We start from the raw sequence: 19,151 nt of genomic DNA, 5'->3' as shown, positions 1-19,151 counted from the left end.
AAAGCCACGGAACGCAGGTTCCGTGGCTTTTTCATTGCGCCGCGCGTGACGCGCGGCACCGCGGGCGTGGACTTACTTCGTGTTCACGTTCGCGGCGGCAACGGCCGTCATGTTGATGATCCGGCGCACGGTCGCGGCCGGCGTCAGGATGTGGACGGGCTTGGCCGCGCCGAGCAGGAACGGGCCGACCGTCACGCCTTCGCCGCCGACCATCTTCAGCAGGTTGTACGCGATGTTCGCCGCTTCGACGTTCGGCATGATCAGCAGGTTCGCCTCGCCCGACAGCGTCGTGCCCGGGAACGCCTGCTTGCGGATCAGTTCCGACAATGCCGCGTCGCCGTGCATTTCGCCGTCGACCTCGAGGTTCGGCGCACGTTCGACGATCAGCTTGCGGGCCTCGGCCATCCGGCGCGACGACGCCGACGGCGCGCTGCCGAAGTTCGAGTTCGACAGCAGCGCGGCCTTCGGCGTGATGCCGAAGCGCTCGATCTCGGCCGCGGCCTGGATCGTCATGTCGGCGAGCTGGTCGGCGCTCGGCAGCTCGTTCACGTACGTGTCGCACACGAACAGGTTGCGGCCCGGCAGCATCAGCAGGTTCATCGCGGCGAAGTGCTCGGCGCCCTTCGCGCGGCCCAGCACCTGCTCGATGAACTTCAGGTGGCTGTGGAACGTGTCGATCATCCCGCAGATCATCCCGTCCGCGTCGCCCAGATGCACGAGCATCGCGCCGATCAGCGTGTTGAACTTGCGCATCGCGGCCTTCGCGACTTCCGGCGTCACGCCGTCGCGCGCGCCGATCTCCTGATACGCCTGCCAGTAGCGGTGGTAGCGCGCATCGTCTTCCGGATCGACGATTTCGAAATCGGTGCCGGCCTTCAGCTTCGAGCCGATCTTCGCGAGGCGCATGTCGACGACCGACGGACGGCCGATGATGATCGGCTTCGCGATCTTTTCCAGCAGCACGAACTGCGCGGCGCGCAGCACGCGCTCGTCCTCGCCCTCGGCGAACACGATGCGGGCCTCCTTCTGCTTCGCGGTCGCGAACACCGGACGCATCACCATGCCGGTGCGGTAGACGGTCGCGCCGAGCTGCTCGCGATAGGCGTCCATGTCCTGGATCGGGCGCGTGGCGACGCCCGAATCCATCGCGGCCTGAGCGACGGCCGGCGCGATCTTGATGATCAGGCGCGGATCGAACGGCTTCGGAATCAGGTAGTCCGGCCCGAATTCGAGCGAATGGCCTTCGTACGCCTTCGCGACTTCCTCGCTCTGGTCGGTTTCCTGGGCCAGCTCGGCGATCGCGCGCACGCACGCGAGCTTCATTTCTTCCGTGATCGTCGTCGCGCCGACGTCGAGCGCGCCGCGGAAGATGAACGGGAAGCACAGCACGTTGTTGACCTGGTTCGGGTAGTCCGAGCGGCCGGTCGCGACGATCGCGTCCGGGCGCACGGCTTTCGCGTCTTCCGGGCGGATTTCCGGTTCCGGGTTCGCGAGCGCCAGGATCAGCGGCTTGTCGCCCATCGTCTTGACCATGTCCTGCTTCAGCACGCCCGCGCTCGAGCAGCCGAGGAACACGTCCGCGCCGACGATCGCGTCGGCGAGCGAGCGCGCGTCGGTGTTCGCCGCATAGCGCTGCTTCGACGGATCGAGGTTGCCGCGCCCTTCGTAGATCACGCCCTTCGAATCGGCGACGAGGATGTTCGACTTCGTGAGGCCGAGGTTCACCAGCAGGTCGAGGCACGCGATCGCGGCCGCGCCGGCGCCCGAACACACGAGCTTCACGTCGGCGAGTTTCTTGCCGACGACCTTCAGGCCGTTCAGGATCGCGGCCGACGCGATGATCGCAGTGCCGTGCTGATCGTCGTGGAAGACGGGAATCTTCATGCGCTCGCGCAGCTTCTGCTCGATGTAGAAGCATTCCGGCGCCTTGATGTCCTCGAGGTTGATGCCGCCGAGCGTCGGCTCGAGCATCGCGATCGCCTCGACGAGCTTGTCGGGGTCGGACTCCGACAGTTCGATGTCGAACACGTCGATGCCCGCGAATTTCTTGAAGAGGCAGCCCTTGCCTTCCATCACCGGCTTCGCGGCGAGCGGGCCGATGTTGCCCAGACCGAGCACGGCCGTGCCGTTGGTGATGACGCCGACGAGGTTGCCGCGCGACGTGTACTTCTGCGCGTCGAGCGGATCGGCGTGGATCGCCTCGCACGCGGCGGCGACGCCCGGCGAATACGCGAGCGACAGATCGAGCTGGTTCGACAGCGGCTTGGTCGGAGTGACCGAAATCTTGCCGGGTTTCGGGTTCAGGTGATAAGCGAGAGCGGCCTGCTTCAGTTGTTCGTCCATGATTGACCTGCGAGAGACATGCGAAATATTGACGACTCAGTACACAGCACCTTCGGCCGCGTCTGCTTGAATCGAGGGGATGGTCGACTGCGAGACGGCCCGCGACGCGCCGGATCGGCACGCCATCGAACCTTGGCGGATGGCAAGAGGAAAGTACAAAGTACTGAACGATTTCTTAGGGTCGCCTAGTGTACACCCCCTAAATGACCTCCGTTGGTGCACCGCCGCATCCCCGGCATCCGCATCGGACTGATCGAGCCCCGTTTGTTTCGCCTGTGGTGAGCCGCGCGCCGAACCGCGCGAATTCCGCCGAAAACCGGCCTGGATCGGGTAAAATAGCCGGCTACGCGCGCAGCGATGCGGTCGGCCTGCCGATCGCGCCCCGGCCCTCCGGGCAGGTTCCCCTTGCTGCGCCACCGGGCCCGCGCCCGCTCCTCGCTCATCACCCAAGGAATGCCCATGACAGGCTACGATCGTCAGTCGATCTCGGATACGACCGCCAAAATCCTGCTCGAAGTGCAGGCGGTGCACTTCAATGCCGAAAAACCGTTCATCTTCACGTCCGGCTGGGCAAGCCCCGTCTATATCGACTGCCGCAAGCTGATCTCGTATCCGCGCGTGCGCCGTGCGCTGATGGAAATGGCGGAAACGACGATCACGCGCGACATCGGCTTCGAGCAGATCGACGCGGTGGCGGGCGGCGAGACGGCCGGCATCCCGTTCGCGGCATGGATCGCCGACCGGATGATGGTGCCGATGCAGTACGTGCGCAAAAAGCCGAAGGGTTTCGGCCGCAATGCGCAGATCGAAGGCCATCTCGAGGAAGGCTCGCGCGTGCTGCTGGTGGAAGACCTGACGACCGACAGCCGCAGCAAGATCAACTTCGTCAACGCGCTGCGCACCGCGGGCGCGACGGTGAACCACTGCTTCGTGCTGTTCCACTACGACATCTTCAAGGAAAGCGTGTCGGTCCTGAAGGACATCGACGTCGACCTGCACGCGCTCGCCACGTGGTGGGACGTGCTGCGTGTCGCGAAGGCCTCGGGCTACTTCGAGACGAAGACGCTCGACGAAGTCGAGAAATTCCTGCACGCACCGGCCGAATGGTCGGCCGCGCACGGCGGCGCGACGGCCGCGAAGGAATGACGCCACGCCGGCATGCATGCCGGCGCACTGGCTGAACAAGCCGCCTGCTTCACCGCAGGCGGCTTTTTTTCGTCCGTTGCCATGCACCCTGACCGAGCGCAATCGCGGGCGGCGGTGGGCATCGCTCATCGAACCCTAATGCTAGACTTGATCCATCGCCGCCCTCAGCTGCGCGGGCAACACACAACGCCAACAATGCCGGGCATCTCGGTCCGGCCCACGTGACGGGAGAAGCGCCATATGCGTGTGGATCGCCGGATCGCTCCGCCTGCGCCATCGGGTCGCCCGTCTCCGTTCCTCCTCCCTGCCCTCCTCTGCGCCGCCGTTTTCGCGGCGCTGCCCGCGCATGCGGAAGGCCCGTTCACCGTGACGAGCGACGACCTGACGCCCGGCGCCCGCGTGCGGGCCGCGAACGTGTTCGACCGCGGCGACTGCAAGGGCGCGAACCGCTCGCCGCAACTCGCGTGGCACAACCCGCCGCCCGGCACGCGCGGCTACGCGGTCACGATCTTCGATCCCGACGCGCCCGGGCACGGCTGGTGGCACTGGGCCGTGGCCGGCATTCCGGCGACCGTCACGAGCCTGCCGGCCGACGCGAGCGCATCCGGCTTCCTGCGCCGCATCGGCGCGAGCGAGGCGCGCAACGACTACGGGATCGACGGTTACGGCGGTCCGTGCCCGCCGCCCGGCAAGCCGCATCGCTACGTGATCACCGTCTACGCGCTGAAAGGCACCGACCTGCGCGTGTCGCAGGGCCGCCCCGCGCCGATGTTCGAGCACGAGATCGGCACGCTCGCGATCGGCACCGCGCGACTCACGGTCACGTACGGGCAGTAGCCGCGCGGTGCCTCGCCCGGCGGCGGCGCCGCGATTGCCGGCCGCCGCGAATTTCAGTGCGCCGCGCGCGCACGTTGTCTCGTCATTTCGGCTTGCTAGACTCGTCGTCACCGGTCGCGGCATGCCCTGCCGCGCGACCGTCGCGCCGCCTGCCGGCGACGCGTGACGCGGCGAGCCGCAGCGGCCCGCCGTTCCCGTCCCTTTCCGGAGAACGCTTCATGTCGAACATCGTCATCGTCTATCACAGCGGCTACGGTCACACGCAGAAACTGGCCGAGGCCGTGCACGCGGGCGCGCAGGACGCCGGCGCGAACGTGCGCCTGATCGCCGTCGGCGACCTCGACGACGCGGGCTGGGCCGCGCTCGACGCGGCCGACGCGATCGTCTTCGGCGCGCCGACCTACATGGGCGGCCCGTCGGCGCAGTTCAAGCAATTCGCCGATGCCACGTCGAAAGCGTGGTTCACGCAGAAGTGGAAGGACAAGATCGCCGCCGGCTTCACGAACTCGGCGACGATGAACGGCGACAAGTTCTCGACGATTCAATATTTCGTCACGCTGGCGATGCAGCATGGGATGGTGTGGGTCGGCACGAGCCTGATGCCGGCGAACTCGAAGGCGGCCACGCGCAACGACATCAACTATCTCGGCGGCTCCACGGGCCTGCTCGCGCAGTCGCCGGCCGATGCGACGCCCGACGAGGGCCCGCTGCCGGGCGACCTCGAAACCGGCAAGGCATTCGGCCGGCGCGTCGCCGAAGCGACCGCCCGCTGGGACGCCGGCGCCCGCTGAGCACGCCCTCCCCCGGCCCGCGCGCGTATCGGCGCGGGCGTCAAAGGGACACGAAGACGGCCGCCGGTCGTCTTTTTTCGTCCCGCGCGGCCCAGCGCCGCCGGATGACGTCTTAAAATGGCGGTTTCAGGGCGCCGCGGCTCCCGTTTCATCCAGTGAGAGCGAAATGAGCACCAAAGTTTTTGTCGACGGCCAGGAAGGCACGACCGGCCTCAAGATCTTCGAATACCTGTCGGCACGCAGCGACATCGAGATCCTGCGCATCGAGGAAGCGAAGCGCAAGGACGTCGACGAGCGCCGCCGCCTGATCAACGCGTCGGACGTCACGTTCCTGTGCCTGCCGGACGTCGCGTCGCGCGAGTCCGCGTCGCTCGTCGAGAACCCGAACACCACGCTGATCGACGCGAGCACCGCGTTCCGCACGCATGCCGACTGGGCGTACGGCCTGCCGGAACTGACCCGCGCGCAGCGCGAGAAGATTCGCACGTCGAAGCGCATCGCGGTGCCCGGCTGCCATGCATCGGCGTTCGTGCTCGCGATGCGTCCGCTCGTCGACGCGGGCATCGTCGCGCCGACGTTCGCCGCGCACAGCTACTCGATCACCGGCTACAGCGGCGGCGGCAAGTCGATGATCGCCGAATACGAAAACGCCGCGCCGGGCGGCAAGCTCGCGAGCCCGCGCCCGTACGCGCTCGGCCTCGCGCACAAGCACCTGCCGGAAATGGCCGCGCACACGGGCCTCGCGAACGCACCGATCTTCACGCCGATCGTCGGCCCGTTCCTGAAGGGCCTCGCGGTGACGACCTACTTCACGCCCGAGCAGCTCGCGAAGCGCGCGACGCCGCGGGACGTGCAGCGCGTGTTCGCCGAGTACTACGCGGACGAGGCGTTCGTGCGCGTCGCACCGTTCGACGCGGACGCGAACCTCGACGGCGGCTTCTTCGACGTGCAGGCGAACAACGACACGAACCGCGTCGACCTGTTCGTGTTCGGCAACGCGGAGCGCTTCGTCACGGTCGCGCGCCTCGACAACCTCGGCAAGGGCGCGTCGGGCGCCGCGATCCAGTGCATGAACCTCAACATCGGCGCGGCCGAGGACGCAGGCCTCAAACGCTGATTCAGCCTCGCATGCCATGCAAAGCCGGCCACTGGCCGGCTTTTTATTTACCCGTATCAGGCAATATATAAAACTCCGGATCGCGCATTTACAAATATTTACAAGCTTTCCATTGCGCGATTATCCGCGAATTAATCCAGCCCCTCCTTATCCAGTCAATCCCGAATAGGGATAAACCGGATACCCGTCAATTCAAACGCTGCCGTTATACGCGGGAAGGCGTTGCGAGAGCCTGCCGGGCGTCGCGCACGCCCCACTCCGGCAGCTTTCGACAGCCTGTCTCGCGTTTAAATTCTTACCAATTGCCTTATCAGGAAAGGATTCAATTGGCAGATCCCGTTTCAATCGCCTTTTTTAGACGGGTTCATCAATTGACAGCAAAAACACAGGCAGCGACATTAGCTCGCACAATTAAACGATTGGAGACAGCGGCATGTCGCACACCTTATCGAAGGGGGTGGCAACGGCCTTTGCCATTGCCCCTTTCCTGGTTGCATGTGGCGGGGGGGACTCCGGCGGCGCGCTCGCGCCGATCGATGCGCCCCAATGTTCCGGCTCGAGCTGCGGCCCGCAAGGGCAGCCGCCTTCGCAGCCGATCAACGGCGCATTGTGCCCGGCCAACGCGGACATCGTGAAGAGCACGTATCTCGGCGGCGCCGGTAGCGGCGAGATCGTCAGCGTCAACATCGACGCGGTCGCGATGACCTACACGCTCAAGTGGCTCGAATCGCCGATTCCGCTGAAGACGGGCACCGTCACGCCGAGCCGCGTCGGCACGACCATCACCGGCAAGGTCGTTCATCCGCCGACCGGCACGCTGCCGACCGCCGAGCAGACGCGCTGCGCGTTCGTCCTCACGCCGGGCACGGGCCCCGCGCCGGACGGCTCGACGTATTCGACGGCCGCCGACTTCAACCAGGCGAACCCGCCGATGCTGCTGGTCGGCATGGGTGTGGCGGGCGGCGGCATTCCCGGCGCGACGATCCAGTACGACGGGCTGACGATCATCCCCGGCGTCGTGCAGAACGTCGGCCAGGTGCCGAACCGTCACTTCGACTTCTATCCGTTCCTCGGCTTCGCGAACACGACGACCGACCTCTCGAAGCTGCCGGGCACGTACAACGCGCTGCTCTACCACCTCGTGCCGTCAGGCAACTACGCGACCAAGGGCTCGAACTCGAGCGAGACGTTCGATGCGAACGGCGCGTGCACGTCGAGCGGGGCGGGCGGCTGCCAGACGACCGGCGATCCGTGGAAGGCGAGCGCGAACGGCGGCTACTTCGACAGCGCCAAGGCGCCGCAGACACTGCCGCAGACGCAACTGCCGATCGTCGGCGCGACCGGCAAGTCGGCGACCGCGCACATGGTGATCGGCCAGCTCAACGGCGCGACGGTGCCGGTGATCGTGCGCACGGGCAACGTGAACCTCGGCACGCCGCCGCTGCACCTCGATGCGCAGGTCGACGACGAATCGGGCATCGCGGTGCTCGGCGCGGCGACGGCGATCACGTCGGGCGCGATCGACGGCGGCTACGCGGGCGCGGACTCGAACTTCAAGTACACGGCCGCGCTGATCCGCGGCGGCAATGCGTCGTTCATCAACCCGTCCACGCAGGCCGAGGAAGACGGCTTCACGCTCGACTACGGCCAGACGACGCCGGGCCTGCTGAACGCGAAGACCGCCCCGCCGAGCGGCGCGAGCTACCCGTCGGCATCGGGCGTGGTGATCGCGACGGGCGGGCTGTACGCGGCGTTGATCCAGGGCACGGTGAACGGCGGCGTCACGGCGACGTCGGCGAATTCGACGACGTCGTCGACCCCGTACTTCGGCGTGGGCGCGCAGATCAGCAAGTAGCGATCGAGGACGCGGCGGCCGGCCTGCCGCCGCGCGTTGCAGGGAAGGCACGAAGGCGCCCGGCACGGCGCGGGCGGGACGAGCACGACCAACAGAAGCGGCCGACAGGGAGCTGGCCGCCACACAAGACAAATCTGGAGGAGCAACATGAAGCGCAACCTCATTCTGGCGGCCGCTGCCGCCGCCCCCCTTCTTTCCGCTTGCGGCGGCGGCAGCGACAATCCGCCGCCGCTCGTCGAGGAGCGGCTTTGCCCCGCCACGCTCGACTACAACACCGTGTTCACGGGCGGCGCGGGCAGCGGCGAACTCGCGAAAGTCCAGCTCGACACGACCAAGATGACCTGGCAGGTCACCTATGTCGAATCGCCGGTGCCGCAAAAGACCGGCACCGTCGTGCCGACCCGCGCGGGCACGGTCGACAGCGGCACGCTCACGCAGGAAACGCTGCTGCCGACCAACAAGCTGAACCAGTGCGCATTCCGCCTGAACGGCGGGAGCCTCGATGCGTCGCGTCCGGCGCGCATCTTCGTCGGCTTCGGCGTCGCGGGCGGCACGATTCCCGGCAAGGAGATCCAGTTCGACGGCGTGCTCGGCCAGGCCGCGGTGCCCGACACGAAATTCCCGTACTACCCGTTCATCGGCTTCTCGTCGATCGAAACGGACATCACGAAGGTCGCGGGCACGTACAGCCACATCGGCTTCGGCGAAGTGCCGTCGCAGAAATTCGCGCCGGCGTCGATCGACGCGAAGGTGACGATCAACGCGGACGGCACGTGGACCAAGTGCGACACGACCGGCCAGTTCGCCGGCGGCGCGTGCACGCAGCAGGGCACGAACTTCGTGCAGTCGGCCGACGGCAGCGGCGCGTTCCAGTCGAACAACTACGCGAGCCAGATGAAGCCGACGCTGTCGGCCACGCCGCAGGGCAAGGGCTTCATGATCGTCGGCAAGCTGCGCAACCAGCTCGTGCCGATCCTCGTGCGCACGGGGGTCGCGAACCCGAACCCGACGCCGGACAGCAACGGCGTGCCGGGCCTGACCGCCGACGACGAATCGAGCATCTCGATCCTCGCGCCGCAGACGGCCGTCGCGGCCGGTTCGCAGAACGGCGAGTACATCGGCGTCGACAGCCAGTTCGATTACCGCACCACCGCGCTGATCGACAAGCAGGCCACGCTGCTCGATCCGTTCCAGCCGTCGCAGGCGTCGCTCACGCGAGTGCTCGACCTCGACTACACGCAGAAGGTGCCGGGCACGGTCACGACGATCCACACGGGTTCGGGCAGCACGTCGCCGACCGGCAAGTTCATCTTCTCGGGTGGCGTGTTCGGTTTCCTCGACAACGCGGGATCGACGCCGTATTTCACGATCGGCGCATTCGTCCAGTAAGCGGAGGGGAAAGCCGTGATGAAGAAAACCCTTCTCTGCGCGGCGGCCGGCGCCGCCGCCGTGGCGCCGCTCGCCGCGCACGCGCAGAGCGCCGGCAGCAACGTCGTCACGCTGGGCTGGTTCCACATCATGCCGCAGCAGAGCAGCACGCCGATGACGACCAACGTCGCGCCGACGCCGATCAACACGCCGCTGCGGCTGCCGCCGTCGTTCACGTCGGCGGGCACCGGGCTGCACACGAGCGGCGCCGACACGGTCGGCCTGACGGTCAGCCACTTCCTGACCGACCACATCGCGGTCACGTCGGTGGCCGGCGTGCCGCCGGTGTTCAAGGTGTCGGGCCAGGGCACGATCAAGCCGCCGGGCCCGGCGGGCGCGCTCGGCACGCAGAACATCGGGCTCGGGTCGGTCAACCCGATCGTGAAGAGCGTGCGGCAGTGGAGCCCGGCGGTGATCCTGCAGTACTACTTCGGGCAGGCGACCGCGAAATTCCGGCCGTTCCTCGGCCTCGGCGTGTCGTACAACTGGTTCAGCGACCTGCAGCTCAACACGAACTTCATCAAGCAGACGCAGGACAACCTCGGAGCGATCCTCGCGGCGGGCGCGGGCAAGCCGGGAACGACCTCGGTGGAGGCGAAGGCGTCGTCGTCGTGGCAGCCGGTGTTCAACGCAGGCCTGCAGTACAACCTGACGGAACACTTCGGGCTGGTGGCGTCGGTGACCTACATCCCGCTGAAGACGACGTCGACGGTGACGATCAAGGCGGCCGACGGCTCGGTGCTCGCCGAGTCGAAATCGGATCTGAAGGCGGACCCGATCATCAGTTACGTCGGGATGACGTACAAGTTCTGAGCGCGGCGACTGCCGGCGCGAATGGATGGCCGCGACACAATCGCAGGCAAAAAAAAGCCCGCCTAAGCGGCGGGCTGAATCCATATCAGAGGAGACATGGAGGAGACAGGTGTCACTATAGCGAATCGGTTTCCGCAATGCAACATTTCCGTAGAGAAAATAAGGATTTTCCCTCGAACGCGGCCTCTAATTCACCGTGACGGCGCCTGACCCCTTTCCGTTCTCCCGTTCGAGCACCTCGCCCAATGCGTCGCGCAGCAGCGCGACAGGCCGCGTGAGACGGCCCGGCAACGTGCCGTGCACGATCCACACGTTGATCCGCGTTTCCAGCCCCGCCGTTTCCACCACCCTCAGCGCGTCGCGATGCGCGCTGCGCGCCAGCGCGTTCGGCGCGGCGATGCCGATGCCGGCGCCGCGCGCGACGAGCGACAACTGCAGCTCCGAGCCGAATGCCTCGACCGCGACGTCGAACGGCAGCCCGGCCGCGCCGAGCGCGCGGCTCAGCGCCGAGCGCATCCCGCAGCCGTCCTGGCTCAGCACCCACGGAAAACCCGACAGCGTGTCGAGCGACAGCGGGCCGTCCGGCAGCGGGAAATCGCGCGCGGCGACGAGCACCGTCGGCTGCGTGGCGAGCAGCGTCGCCGTCAACGCGTCGGGCAGCGCCGCGCTCGCCGGCACCATCACGGTCGCGACGTCGAGCGCGCCGCGCTCGATGCCCTGCACCAGCGCGGGCGACCAGCCGGCCGTCACGCGCAGCGTGAGGCGCGGGAACGCCTCGCGCAGCCGGTCGATCGGCCGCTCGAGCGCGAGCTCGGACAGGAACGGCGGCACGCCGATGCGCAACTCGCCCGACGGCTCGCCGTTCGGCGCGCCCGCCGCCATCAGCTCGTCGACCGCGCCGAGCACGTTGCGCGCGAGCGCGTAGACGTCGCGCCCGGCGGCGGTCGGCTTCAGCGGCTTGCTCTGCCGTTCGAGCAACGGCACGCCGAGCAGCGTCTCGAGGTTCTGCACACGCCGCGTCAGGCCCGGCTGCGTCAGATGGAGTTTCGCGGCCGCGGCCACCATCGACCCGCTGTCGACGACCGCGACGAACGCCTGGAGATCACGCGTATTCAAAACAAACTCGCATAATCATGTTAGACATATTTCAATTGTCGCATAAATATCAGGCACCTAGGATGGGAATTCCTTCGACCCACCGCCCGGCCTCCCGATGAACTGCCCTGCCAACCGCTGCCCCGCCGCCGTTTCCCCGTCCGTCGTCGCGCCGCCCGCGCTGAGCACCGGCATGACGCTGTTCTTCGCCGCGACGGTCGGCGTGATCGTGATGGACCTGTTCGCCGCGCAACCGCTGACCGGCCCGATCAGCGCGGACCTGCACCTGCCGCCCGGCCTCGCCGGCCTCGTCGCGATGCTGCCGCAGCTCGGCTACGCGGCCGGGCTCGCGTTGCTCGTGCCGCTGGTCGACCTGCTCGAGAACCGCCGTCTGATCGTCGCGACGCTCGGCGTCTGCGCGGCGGCGCTCGCGCTGCCCGCCTTCACGCGCTCGGGCACCGTGTTCCTGCTCGCGACGCTCGCGGCCGGCGCCGCGTCGAGCGTGATCCAGATGCTGGTGCCGATGGCCGCGTCGATGGCGCCCGAAGCGCAGCGCGGCCGCGCGGTCGGCAACGTGATGAGCGGGCTGATGCTCGGGATCCTGCTGTCGCGGCCGCTCGCGAGCCTGATCGCGGGCTCGGCCGGCTGGCGCGCGTTCTATCTGCTGGCCGCGCTCGCGAACGCGGCGATCGCCGTCGTGCTTGCGCTGCGCCTGCCGGCGCGCACGCCGTCGATCACGGCCAGCTACCGCGCGTTGCTCGCGTCGATGGGACGCCTGCTCGCCGACGAGCCGGTGCTGCGCCGGCATGCGCTGTCCGCCGCGCTCGCGATGGCCGCGTTCAGCGCATTCTGGACCGCCGTCGGGCTGCGGCTCGCGCAGCCGCCGTTCGCGCTCGACCTGCACGGGATCGCACTGTTCGCGTTCGCCGGCGCCAGCGGCGCGATCGTTACGCCGCTCGCCGGCCGCGCGGGCGACCGCGGCCACGGCGCGGCCGCGCAACGGCTCGCGCACGGCACGATGCTCGCGGCCCTGACCGTGCTCGGGATCGCTGGCGCGGGCTGGTTCGGCTTCGATATGCATGCGCATCGCGGCCTCGCGCTCGCGCTGCTGGCCGTCGGCGCGGCGCTGCTCGACGCGGGCGTGATCGTCGACCAGACGATCGGCCGCCGCGCGATCAACCTGCTGAACCCGGCCGCACGCGGACGCGTGAACGGGCTGTTCGTCGGGCTGTTCTTCATCGGCGGCGCGCTCGGCGCCGCGCTTGCGGGCAGCGCATGGGCATGGGGTGGCTGGAGCGCGGTGTGCGGCGTCGGGTTCGCGTTCGCCGGCGCGGCGGCCGGGTTCGGGCTGGTGGCCCGGCGCGCGGCGGGCGCCGCGGCGTTCAATCGCCCGCGCGCATAAGCGGGCAGCGGTGAAGCGGCGCTCGAAAGCCGAACGCCCCGCCCTCTCGCGAGGGACGGGGCGTTCGGTACGCCGGCGCGGGCCGGGAATCAGTGACGGACTAGCGCCATCATCGCGCCGAAGCCGACGAACAGCCCGCCCGTCAGCCGGTTGAACAGCTTCGCGACGCTCTGGCTCTTCAGCGTGGCGCCGATGCGCGTGCCGAACGCCGCGTAGACGAGATACCAGCTCACCTCGATCACCGCGAACGTGACGACGAGGATGCCGAACTGCGGCAGCGTCGGCTCGGCCGCGTTGATGAACTGCGGCAGCAGCGCGGCCGCGAACAGGATCGCCTTCGGGTTGCTGCCCGCGACCAGGAAGCCGTTGCGGAACAGCGCCGCGCGCGATGCCGATGCCTGTTGCGACACGGCGTCGACGTCGGCCGCCGGCGCGTCGTCCACGCGTGCGCGCCACGCCTTCACGCCGAGATAGATCAGGTAGGCCGCGCCCGCGAAGCGCAACGCATTGAACATCGCCGGCCACGCTTCGAGCACCGCGCCGAGCCCGGCCGCGGAGACCGCGAGCATCAGCACCAGCGCGCTCAGGCAACCGGCCATCGTCGCGGACGAACGCCGCAGCCCGTGCCGCGCGCCGTGCGTCATCACGAGCAGCATGTTCGGGCCCGGAATCGCCGACACGACGAATACCGTCGCCACGAAAAGCCACCACGTATGCAAGTTCATGACTGCCTCTGCCTGAAATGGACGGAAAACGAACTGCCGATTATGCCGTGCGTACGACGCTTGTGTCGCATGTCAGCGGCCGGCGCGGCGCAGCGCGGCTTCGCCGAGCACCGCGAAATCCTGGTCGCCGCCGCCGTGCGCGAGCGCGTCGAGCAGGCTGTCGCGCACGACGCTCGCGACCGGCAGCGGCACCGACGTCGCGTCGCCGGCCTCCAGCGCGAGCCGGACGTCCTTCAGCCCGAGCCGCGCCTTGAAGCGCGCGGGCTCGTAGCGCCGCTCGGCGATCATCGCGCCGTAGCCCTCGTAGACGGGCCCCGGAAACACGCTGCTGGTGATCACGTCGAGGAAATCGCGCATCGCGACGCCGTGCGCGCCCAGCAGCGCGGATGCCTCGCCGAGCGTCTCGATCGCCGACGCGAGCGTGAAGTTCGCGGCGATCTTCGCGACGTTCGCGTGCTGCGGCAGCGAGCCGAACCGCCAGGTCTTCTGGCCGATCGCGTCGAACAGCGGCTGCACGCGGTCGATCGCCTCGGCCGGGCCGCCGGCCATGATCGTCAGGCGCGCGGCGGCCGCGACGTCGGGCCGCCCCATCACCGGCGCGGCGACATAGTCGATGCCGCGCGACGCATGCGCGTGCGCGAGCGACTCGGCGAGCGCGACCGATACCGTCGCCATGTTCACGTGGATCAGCCCGCGCGGCGCCTGGGCCAGCAGCGCGTCGTCGAACACCGCGCGCGCGGCCGCATCGTCGCCGAGCATCGAGAACACGGCGTCGCCGCGGAACGCGTCGGCCGGCGTGTCGACGATCCGCGCGCCGAACGCCGCGAGCGGCTCGGCCCGCTCGCGCGAGCGGTTCCAGACCCGCACCGTGTGGCCCGCCTTCAGCAGGTTCGTCGCGATCGCCTGCCCCATTTCGCCCAGCCCGATAAACCCGAGATCCATCACCCGCTCCTTCGCTCCGTGAAGCCGCGAGTTAAACACAGATGCCGACGGTCTGCAGCGCCTGCCGCCTGCCGCCGACCGGCCGGCGCGGTGCGATACTGCACGAATGGCGACCGCGACCTTCCGCTTTCACGGCGAACTGAACGCCTTTCTCGCGCGCCCGCGGCGCGATCGGGCGTTCGCCCACGCGTGCGCGCGCGATGCGACGGTGAAGCACGCGATCGAGGCGCTCGGCGTCCCGCATACCGAAATCGGCCGGCTGTGCGTGAACGACGCGCCGGCCGCGCTCGACCGGCCGCTCGACGACGGCGACCGCGTCGACGTCTTTCCCGAGCGCGCGCGGCCGGCGGCCAACCGTGCCACCGGACTGCCGCCGGCGTCATGGCGCTTCGTCGCCGACGCGCATCTCGGCGGCCTCGCGCAACTGCTGCGCCTCGCCGGCTTCGACACCTGCTACGACAACCACTACCGCGACGACGAACTCGCGGCGCTGGCCGAGCGCGAGCACCGGATCGTGCTGACCCGCGACCGCGAACTGCTCAAGCGGCGCGCGGTCGTGCGCGGCTGCTATCTCCATGCGCGGCAGCCGGCCGAGCAGTTGCGCGAACTGTTCGAGCGGCTCGATCTCGCCCCGCACATGCGGCCGTTCCGGCTGTGCCTGCGCTGCAACGCGCCGCTGCATCCGCTCGACGCGGCCGCCGCCGCGCCGCGCGTGCCGGCGGGCGTCCGGCAGCGGCAGCGGCGCTTCGTCGCGTGCGACGTGTGCCGGCGCGTGTTCTGGGAAGGCTCGCACTGGCGGCGCATGCGCACGGTGGTCGACGCGATGCGCGCGCCGCCGCCCGTTCGGCTCGACGAACGGGGCGAATCCGACGAACCCGGCGAATTCGGCGCCTGAAAAACAAAACCCCGCATGCCGGAGCATGCGGGGCTGGCCGATCGATGGCCGGCAACGCCGGCCGTGGCGGCGAACCGCTTAGTTCTGCGTGCCTGCGTCGTTCGTGCCGGCGGCCGATGCGGCTGCGGCCTTCGCCTGGCCCTTCTTCGAACCGTGGTGCTTCAGCTGGTGCTTCGGCTTGCTGTGATCCTTCTTGGCCGGTGCCGATGCGGCAGCCGGCGTGTCGGCTGCCGGCGCGGACGCCTGTGCGAATGCCGAAACCGATGCGAGCGCGAATGCCGCGGCGATGATCGAAGCGAGCGTCTTCTTCATTGTTTTTCCTTTAGCGGAGAAAAAATCAAACGTACCGGTAATTAAAGATGCGAGGCATTCGCACCGGAGCCCCAGGCCGCGAGGCCGGCTTTCGCCGTTCCGTCGCGACGAAACCTGACGCACTGGTTCCATAACGCACCGCGTTCGCGGCAAGTTGACACGTTGCCTGCATCCTCGGGTTTTCCCGGGGGCCGCCGCGTCACCCGGTACCGGCAAGCCGGGGGAGCCGCCGTCGCACCGCGCCGCAAACCGGCTCGCGCGGCGCCGAGGCGACGCTTATACTGGCGTCCATCCGTCCCTTTCCCGGGAAACCGGATCGCGGCCGGTCGCACGACCGCCGCCGTCTCGAGGCGCTCAAATTGCCCGATCACAATCTGGACAAACTGAAAATCGACCGGCGTCCGCGCCCACCGGCGCCGCGCCGGCGCCGGTGGGCGCGCTATGCGTTCGCCGCCGCGCTCGTCGTCGTCGCGATCGGCGCCGGCCTCGCGCTCACCGGCCGGCCAAGCGTCGACACCACGTCCGTCACGTCCGCCTACCCGTACCAGAACGACACGCAGCTCAATGCGACCGGCTACGTCGTGCCGCAGCGCAAGGCCGCGGTCGCGTCGAAGGGCCAGGGGCGCGTCGAGTGGCTCGGCGTGCTCGAAGGCACGCGCGTGAAGCAGAACGAGATCATCGCGCGCCTCGAAAGCAGCGACGTGCAGGCGTCGCTCGGGCAGGCCCGCGCGCAGGTGCAGGTCTCCCGCGCGAACCTCGGCGTCGCGCAGGCCGAGCTCAAGGATGCGGAGATCGCGTTGCGCCGCACGGCCGCACTCGCGCCGCGCGGGGCCGTGCCGGCCGCGCAGCTCGACACCGACACGGCCCGCGTGAACAAGGCGCGCGCGACGCTCGCCAGCGACCAGGCCGCGATCGCGTCGGCCGAAGCAAACGCGCAAGCCGCGCAGGTGGCGGTCGACCAGACGGTGATCCGCGCGCCGTTCGACGGCATCGTGCTCGCGAAGCACGCGAACGTCGGCGACAACATCACGCCGTTCTCGTCCGCGTCGGACAGCAAGGGCGCGGTCGTGACGATCGCCGACATGGAAACGCTCGAAGTCGAGGCCGACGTCGCCGAATCGAACATCGCGAAGATCCGCGCGGAGCAGCCGTGCGAGATCCAGCTCGACGCGCTGCCCGACATGCGCTTCGCGGGGCGCGTGTCGCGCATCGTGCCGACCGTCGACCGCTCGAAGGCCACCGTGCTCGTGAAGGTGCGCTTCGTCGACCGCGACGAGCGCGTGCTGCCCGACATGAGCGCGAAGATCGCGTTCCTGTCGAAACCCGCGTCGCCGCAGGACCGGCAGCCGGTGACGGCCGTGCAGGCGAGCGCGGTGGTCGAGCGCGACGGCCGCCCGGTCGTGTTCGTCGTGAAGGACGACGCCGTGCATGCGGTGGCCGTGACGAAGGGCGCGCGGATCGGCGAGCTCGTCGCGGTGCGCGGCGTGAAACCCGGCGACACGGTCGTGCTCGCCCCGGGCGCGAAGCTGAAGGACGGCGCGAACGTGACCGTCGCGAAGAAGTAGCGCGCGTGAACGACGCCCAACCGCCCCTCGTCGAGCTCAGCCACGTCGCGAAGTCGTACCGGCGCGGCAACCAGATCGTGCCCGTGCTGACCGACATCACGCTCGACATCGGCGAAGGCGACTTCGTCGCGCTGATGGGGCCATCGGGCTCCGGCAAGAGCACGCTGCTGAACCTCGTGGCCGGCATCGACCGGCCCGACAGCGGCGAGCTGCGCGTCGGCGGACTCGACATCTCGCAACTCGCCGAGGCGCAACTGGCCGAATGGCGCGCGGCGAACGTCGGCTTCATCTTCCAGTTCTACAACCTGATGCCCGTGCTCACCGCGTTCGAGAACGTCGAGCTGCCGCTGATGCTCACGCACCTGTCGCGCCGCGAGCGGCGCGAACGCGTCGAGCTCGTGCTCGACATGGTGAATCTCGGCGACCGCACGAGCCATTACCCGTCCGAGCTGTCGGGCGGCCAGCAGCAGCGCGTCGCGATCGCGCGCGCATTGATCACCGATCCGGTGCTGATCGTCGCCGACGAGCCGACCGGCGACCTTGACCGCGCGTCGGCCACCGACGTGCTCGCGATGCTGCAGCGGATGAACGCCGAGCTCGGCAAGACGATCATCATGGTGACGCACGACGCGCACGCGGCCGGCGCCGCGCGCTCGCTCGTCCATCTGGAAAAGGGGGAGCTGATCGATGGGCACGCCGGCTGAGCGGCGACGGGAGCGCGCGCCGTGTATGTGCTGAAGCTGATCGCGCGCAATGCGCTGCGGCACCGGCTGCGCACGCTACTGACCGTGCTCGGGCTCACGATCGCCGTGCTCGCGTTCGGGCTGCTGCACACCGTCGTCGACGCGTGGTACGCGGGCGCGGCGGCGGCGTCCAGCGGACGGCTCGTCACGCGCAACGCGATCTCGCTGGTGTTTCCGCTGCCGGTCAGCTACGAGAACCGGATCCGCGGCGTCGACGGCGTGACGGCCGTGGTCCGCTCGAACTGGTTCGGCGGCATCTACCGCGATCCGAAGAACTTCTTCGCGAGCTTCGCGGTGTCGGAGAACTACCTCGACCTGTATCCGGAATTCATCCTGCCGGCGCAGCAGCGCGCCGACTACGACCGCGACCGGCGCGGCTGCCTGGTCGGCCGGCAGCTCGCGACGCAGTTCGGCTTCAAGGTCGGCGACGTGATCCCGCTGAAGGGCACGATCTATCCGGGCACGTGGGATTTCGTCGTGCGCGGGATTCTCGACGGCCGCGACGATTCGACGATCACGCGCCAGCTGGTGTTCCACTGGGATTACCTGAACGAGACGGTGCGCAAGCGCACGCCGAAGCAGGCCGACCAGGTCGGCGTGTTCGTGCTCGGCGTCGCGAACCCCGACGACGGCGCCGCGATCGCGCGCAACGTCGACGCGGTGTTCAAGAACTCGCTCGCCGAAACGCTGACCGAGACCGAGCAGGCGTTCCAGCTCGGCTTCGTCGCGATGTCGAACCAGATCATCGCGGCGATTCGCCTGGTGTCGTACGTGGTGATCCTGATCATCATGGCGGTGATGGCCAACGCGATGGCGATGAGCGCGCGCGAGCGCACGGCCGAATACGCGACGCTGAAGGCGCTCGGCTTCGGCCCCGGGTTTCTCGCGCTGATCGTGTTCGGCGAATCGGTCGTGATCGCGGTGGTCGGCGGCGCGCTCGGGATCCTCGCGACGCCGCCCGCCGCGAGCCTGTTCAAGCAGGCGGCCGGCGGCATCTTTCCGGTGTTCAAGGTATCGACCGGGACGGTCGTGCTGCAGGCCGCGTGCTCGGTCGCGGTCGGCCTCGCGGCCGCGCTCGTGCCGGCGTGGCAGGCCGCGCGCGTGCGCGTGGTCGAAGGCCTGCGGGCGATCGGATAGCGACG

17 protein-coding genes are annotated in these 19,151 nt (G+C 68.7%); 12 read left to right on the top strand and 5 right to left on the bottom strand.

What is annotated here, in order from left to right:
- Positions 1-72 precede the first annotated feature (72 nt).
- Positions 73-2,343 (bottom strand): NADP-dependent malic enzyme, encoded by a 2,271-nt coding sequence (locus tag CFB35_RS01165; RefSeq protein ID WP_059578218.1) that lies wholly within the window; start codon positions 2,341-2,343, stop codon positions 73-75.
- A 459-nt stretch (positions 2,344-2,802) separates the two neighbouring features.
- On the opposite strand from CFB35_RS01165, the gene CFB35_RS01160 reads away from it, so the two are divergent.
- From CFB35_RS01160 to CFB35_RS01130, 7 genes are all read left to right on the top strand, one after another.
- Positions 2,803-3,489, top strand: coding sequence for an orotate phosphoribosyltransferase (locus CFB35_RS01160; protein WP_059578215.1), 687 nt, complete (start codon positions 2,803-2,805; stop codon positions 3,487-3,489).
- Between the two features lie 240 nt (positions 3,490-3,729).
- Positions 3,730-4,326 (top strand): YbhB/YbcL family Raf kinase inhibitor-like protein, encoded by a 597-nt coding sequence (locus tag CFB35_RS01155; protein WP_059578213.1) that lies wholly within the window; start codon positions 3,730-3,732, stop codon positions 4,324-4,326.
- Positions 4,327-4,544: 218 nt separating this feature from the next.
- Positions 4,545-5,117: a flavodoxin family protein gene (locus CFB35_RS01150; RefSeq protein WP_011546661.1), complete on the top strand. Its 573-nt coding sequence runs from the start codon at positions 4,545-4,547 to the stop codon at positions 5,115-5,117.
- 166 nt (positions 5,118-5,283) lie between these two features.
- Positions 5,284-6,234, top strand: coding sequence for an N-acetyl-gamma-glutamyl-phosphate reductase (gene argC, locus CFB35_RS01145; RefSeq protein WP_089464476.1), 951 nt, complete (start codon positions 5,284-5,286; stop codon positions 6,232-6,234).
- Between the two features lie 433 nt (positions 6,235-6,667).
- Positions 6,668-8,089 (top strand): DUF2957 domain-containing protein, encoded by a 1,422-nt coding sequence (locus CFB35_RS01140; protein ID WP_059578207.1) that lies wholly within the window; start codon positions 6,668-6,670, stop codon positions 8,087-8,089.
- Positions 8,090-8,236: 147 nt separating this feature from the next.
- Positions 8,237-9,478 carry a DUF2957 domain-containing protein gene (locus CFB35_RS01135; protein WP_059578205.1) on the top strand — a complete coding sequence of 414 codons (1,242 nt, stop codon included), beginning with the start codon at positions 8,237-8,239 and terminating at the stop codon, positions 9,476-9,478.
- A gap of 18 nt (positions 9,479-9,496) precedes the next feature.
- A complete protein-coding gene (locus tag CFB35_RS01130; RefSeq protein WP_027808338.1) occupies positions 9,497-10,330 on the top strand; it encodes an OmpW family protein in 834 nt (277 codons plus the stop codon).
- 186 nt (positions 10,331-10,516) lie between these two features.
- Here the strand turns inward: CFB35_RS01130 and CFB35_RS01125 are convergent, their stop codons facing one another.
- Positions 10,517-11,446: a LysR family transcriptional regulator gene (locus CFB35_RS01125; protein WP_059578201.1), complete on the bottom strand. Its 930-nt coding sequence runs from the start codon at positions 11,444-11,446 to the stop codon at positions 10,517-10,519.
- Positions 11,447-11,543: 97 nt separating this feature from the next.
- On the opposite strand from CFB35_RS01125, the gene CFB35_RS01120 reads away from it, so the two are divergent.
- The gene (locus CFB35_RS01120) at positions 11,544-12,827 is read left to right on the top strand and encodes an MFS transporter (RefSeq protein ID WP_089464475.1); all 1,284 of its coding nucleotides are present in this window, start codon (positions 11,544-11,546) and stop codon (positions 12,825-12,827) included.
- A gap of 89 nt (positions 12,828-12,916) precedes the next feature.
- Here the strand turns inward: CFB35_RS01120 and CFB35_RS01115 are convergent, their stop codons facing one another.
- Complete coding sequence (locus CFB35_RS01115) at positions 12,917-13,552, bottom strand: LysE family translocator (RefSeq protein WP_059578195.1); 636 nt, start codon at positions 13,550-13,552, stop codon at positions 12,917-12,919.
- Positions 13,553-13,624: 72 nt separating this feature from the next.
- Entirely contained in the window at positions 13,625-14,533 is a 909-nt protein-coding gene (locus tag CFB35_RS01110; RefSeq protein ID WP_226094309.1) for an NAD(P)-dependent oxidoreductase, read from the bottom strand.
- Positions 14,534-14,600: 67 nt separating this feature from the next.
- Here CFB35_RS01110 and CFB35_RS01105 point away from each other — a divergent pair, with 67 nt between their 5' ends.
- Entirely contained in the window at positions 14,601-15,389 is a 789-nt protein-coding gene (locus CFB35_RS01105; RefSeq protein ID WP_059578190.1) for a Mut7-C RNAse domain-containing protein, read from the top strand.
- Between the two features lie 78 nt (positions 15,390-15,467).
- Here CFB35_RS01105 and CFB35_RS01100 read toward each other — a convergent pair whose 3' ends face one another.
- The gene (locus CFB35_RS01100; RefSeq protein ID WP_023477920.1) at positions 15,468-15,701 is read right to left on the bottom strand and encodes a hypothetical protein; all 234 of its coding nucleotides are present in this window, start codon (positions 15,699-15,701) and stop codon (positions 15,468-15,470) included.
- A gap of 359 nt (positions 15,702-16,060) precedes the next feature.
- On the opposite strand from CFB35_RS01100, the gene CFB35_RS01095 reads away from it, so the two are divergent.
- The 3 genes from CFB35_RS01095 to CFB35_RS01085 are packed head-to-tail and all read left to right on the top strand — an operon-like array spanning position 16,061 to position 19,146.
- Positions 16,061-17,266 carry an efflux RND transporter periplasmic adaptor subunit gene (locus CFB35_RS01095; RefSeq protein WP_089464474.1) on the top strand — a complete coding sequence of 402 codons (1,206 nt, stop codon included), beginning with the start codon at positions 16,061-16,063 and terminating at the stop codon, positions 17,264-17,266.
- A 5-nt stretch (positions 17,267-17,271) separates the two neighbouring features.
- On the top strand, positions 17,272-17,970 hold the full coding sequence (locus tag CFB35_RS01090) for an ABC transporter ATP-binding protein (RefSeq protein WP_059578184.1): 699 nt from the start codon (positions 17,272-17,274) through the stop codon (positions 17,968-17,970).
- 21 nt (positions 17,971-17,991) lie between these two features.
- Entirely contained in the window at positions 17,992-19,146 is a 1,155-nt protein-coding gene (locus CFB35_RS01085; RefSeq protein ID WP_060008773.1) for an ABC transporter permease, read from the top strand.
- The last annotated feature ends 5 nt before the right edge of the window (positions 19,147-19,151 follow it).

Source organism: Burkholderia sp. AU16482, assembly GCF_002223285.1.
Taxonomy (GTDB): Bacteria; Pseudomonadota; Gammaproteobacteria; order Burkholderiales; family Burkholderiaceae; genus Burkholderia; species Burkholderia semiarida.
This window is presented reverse-complemented; position numbering and strand designations above follow the sequence as displayed.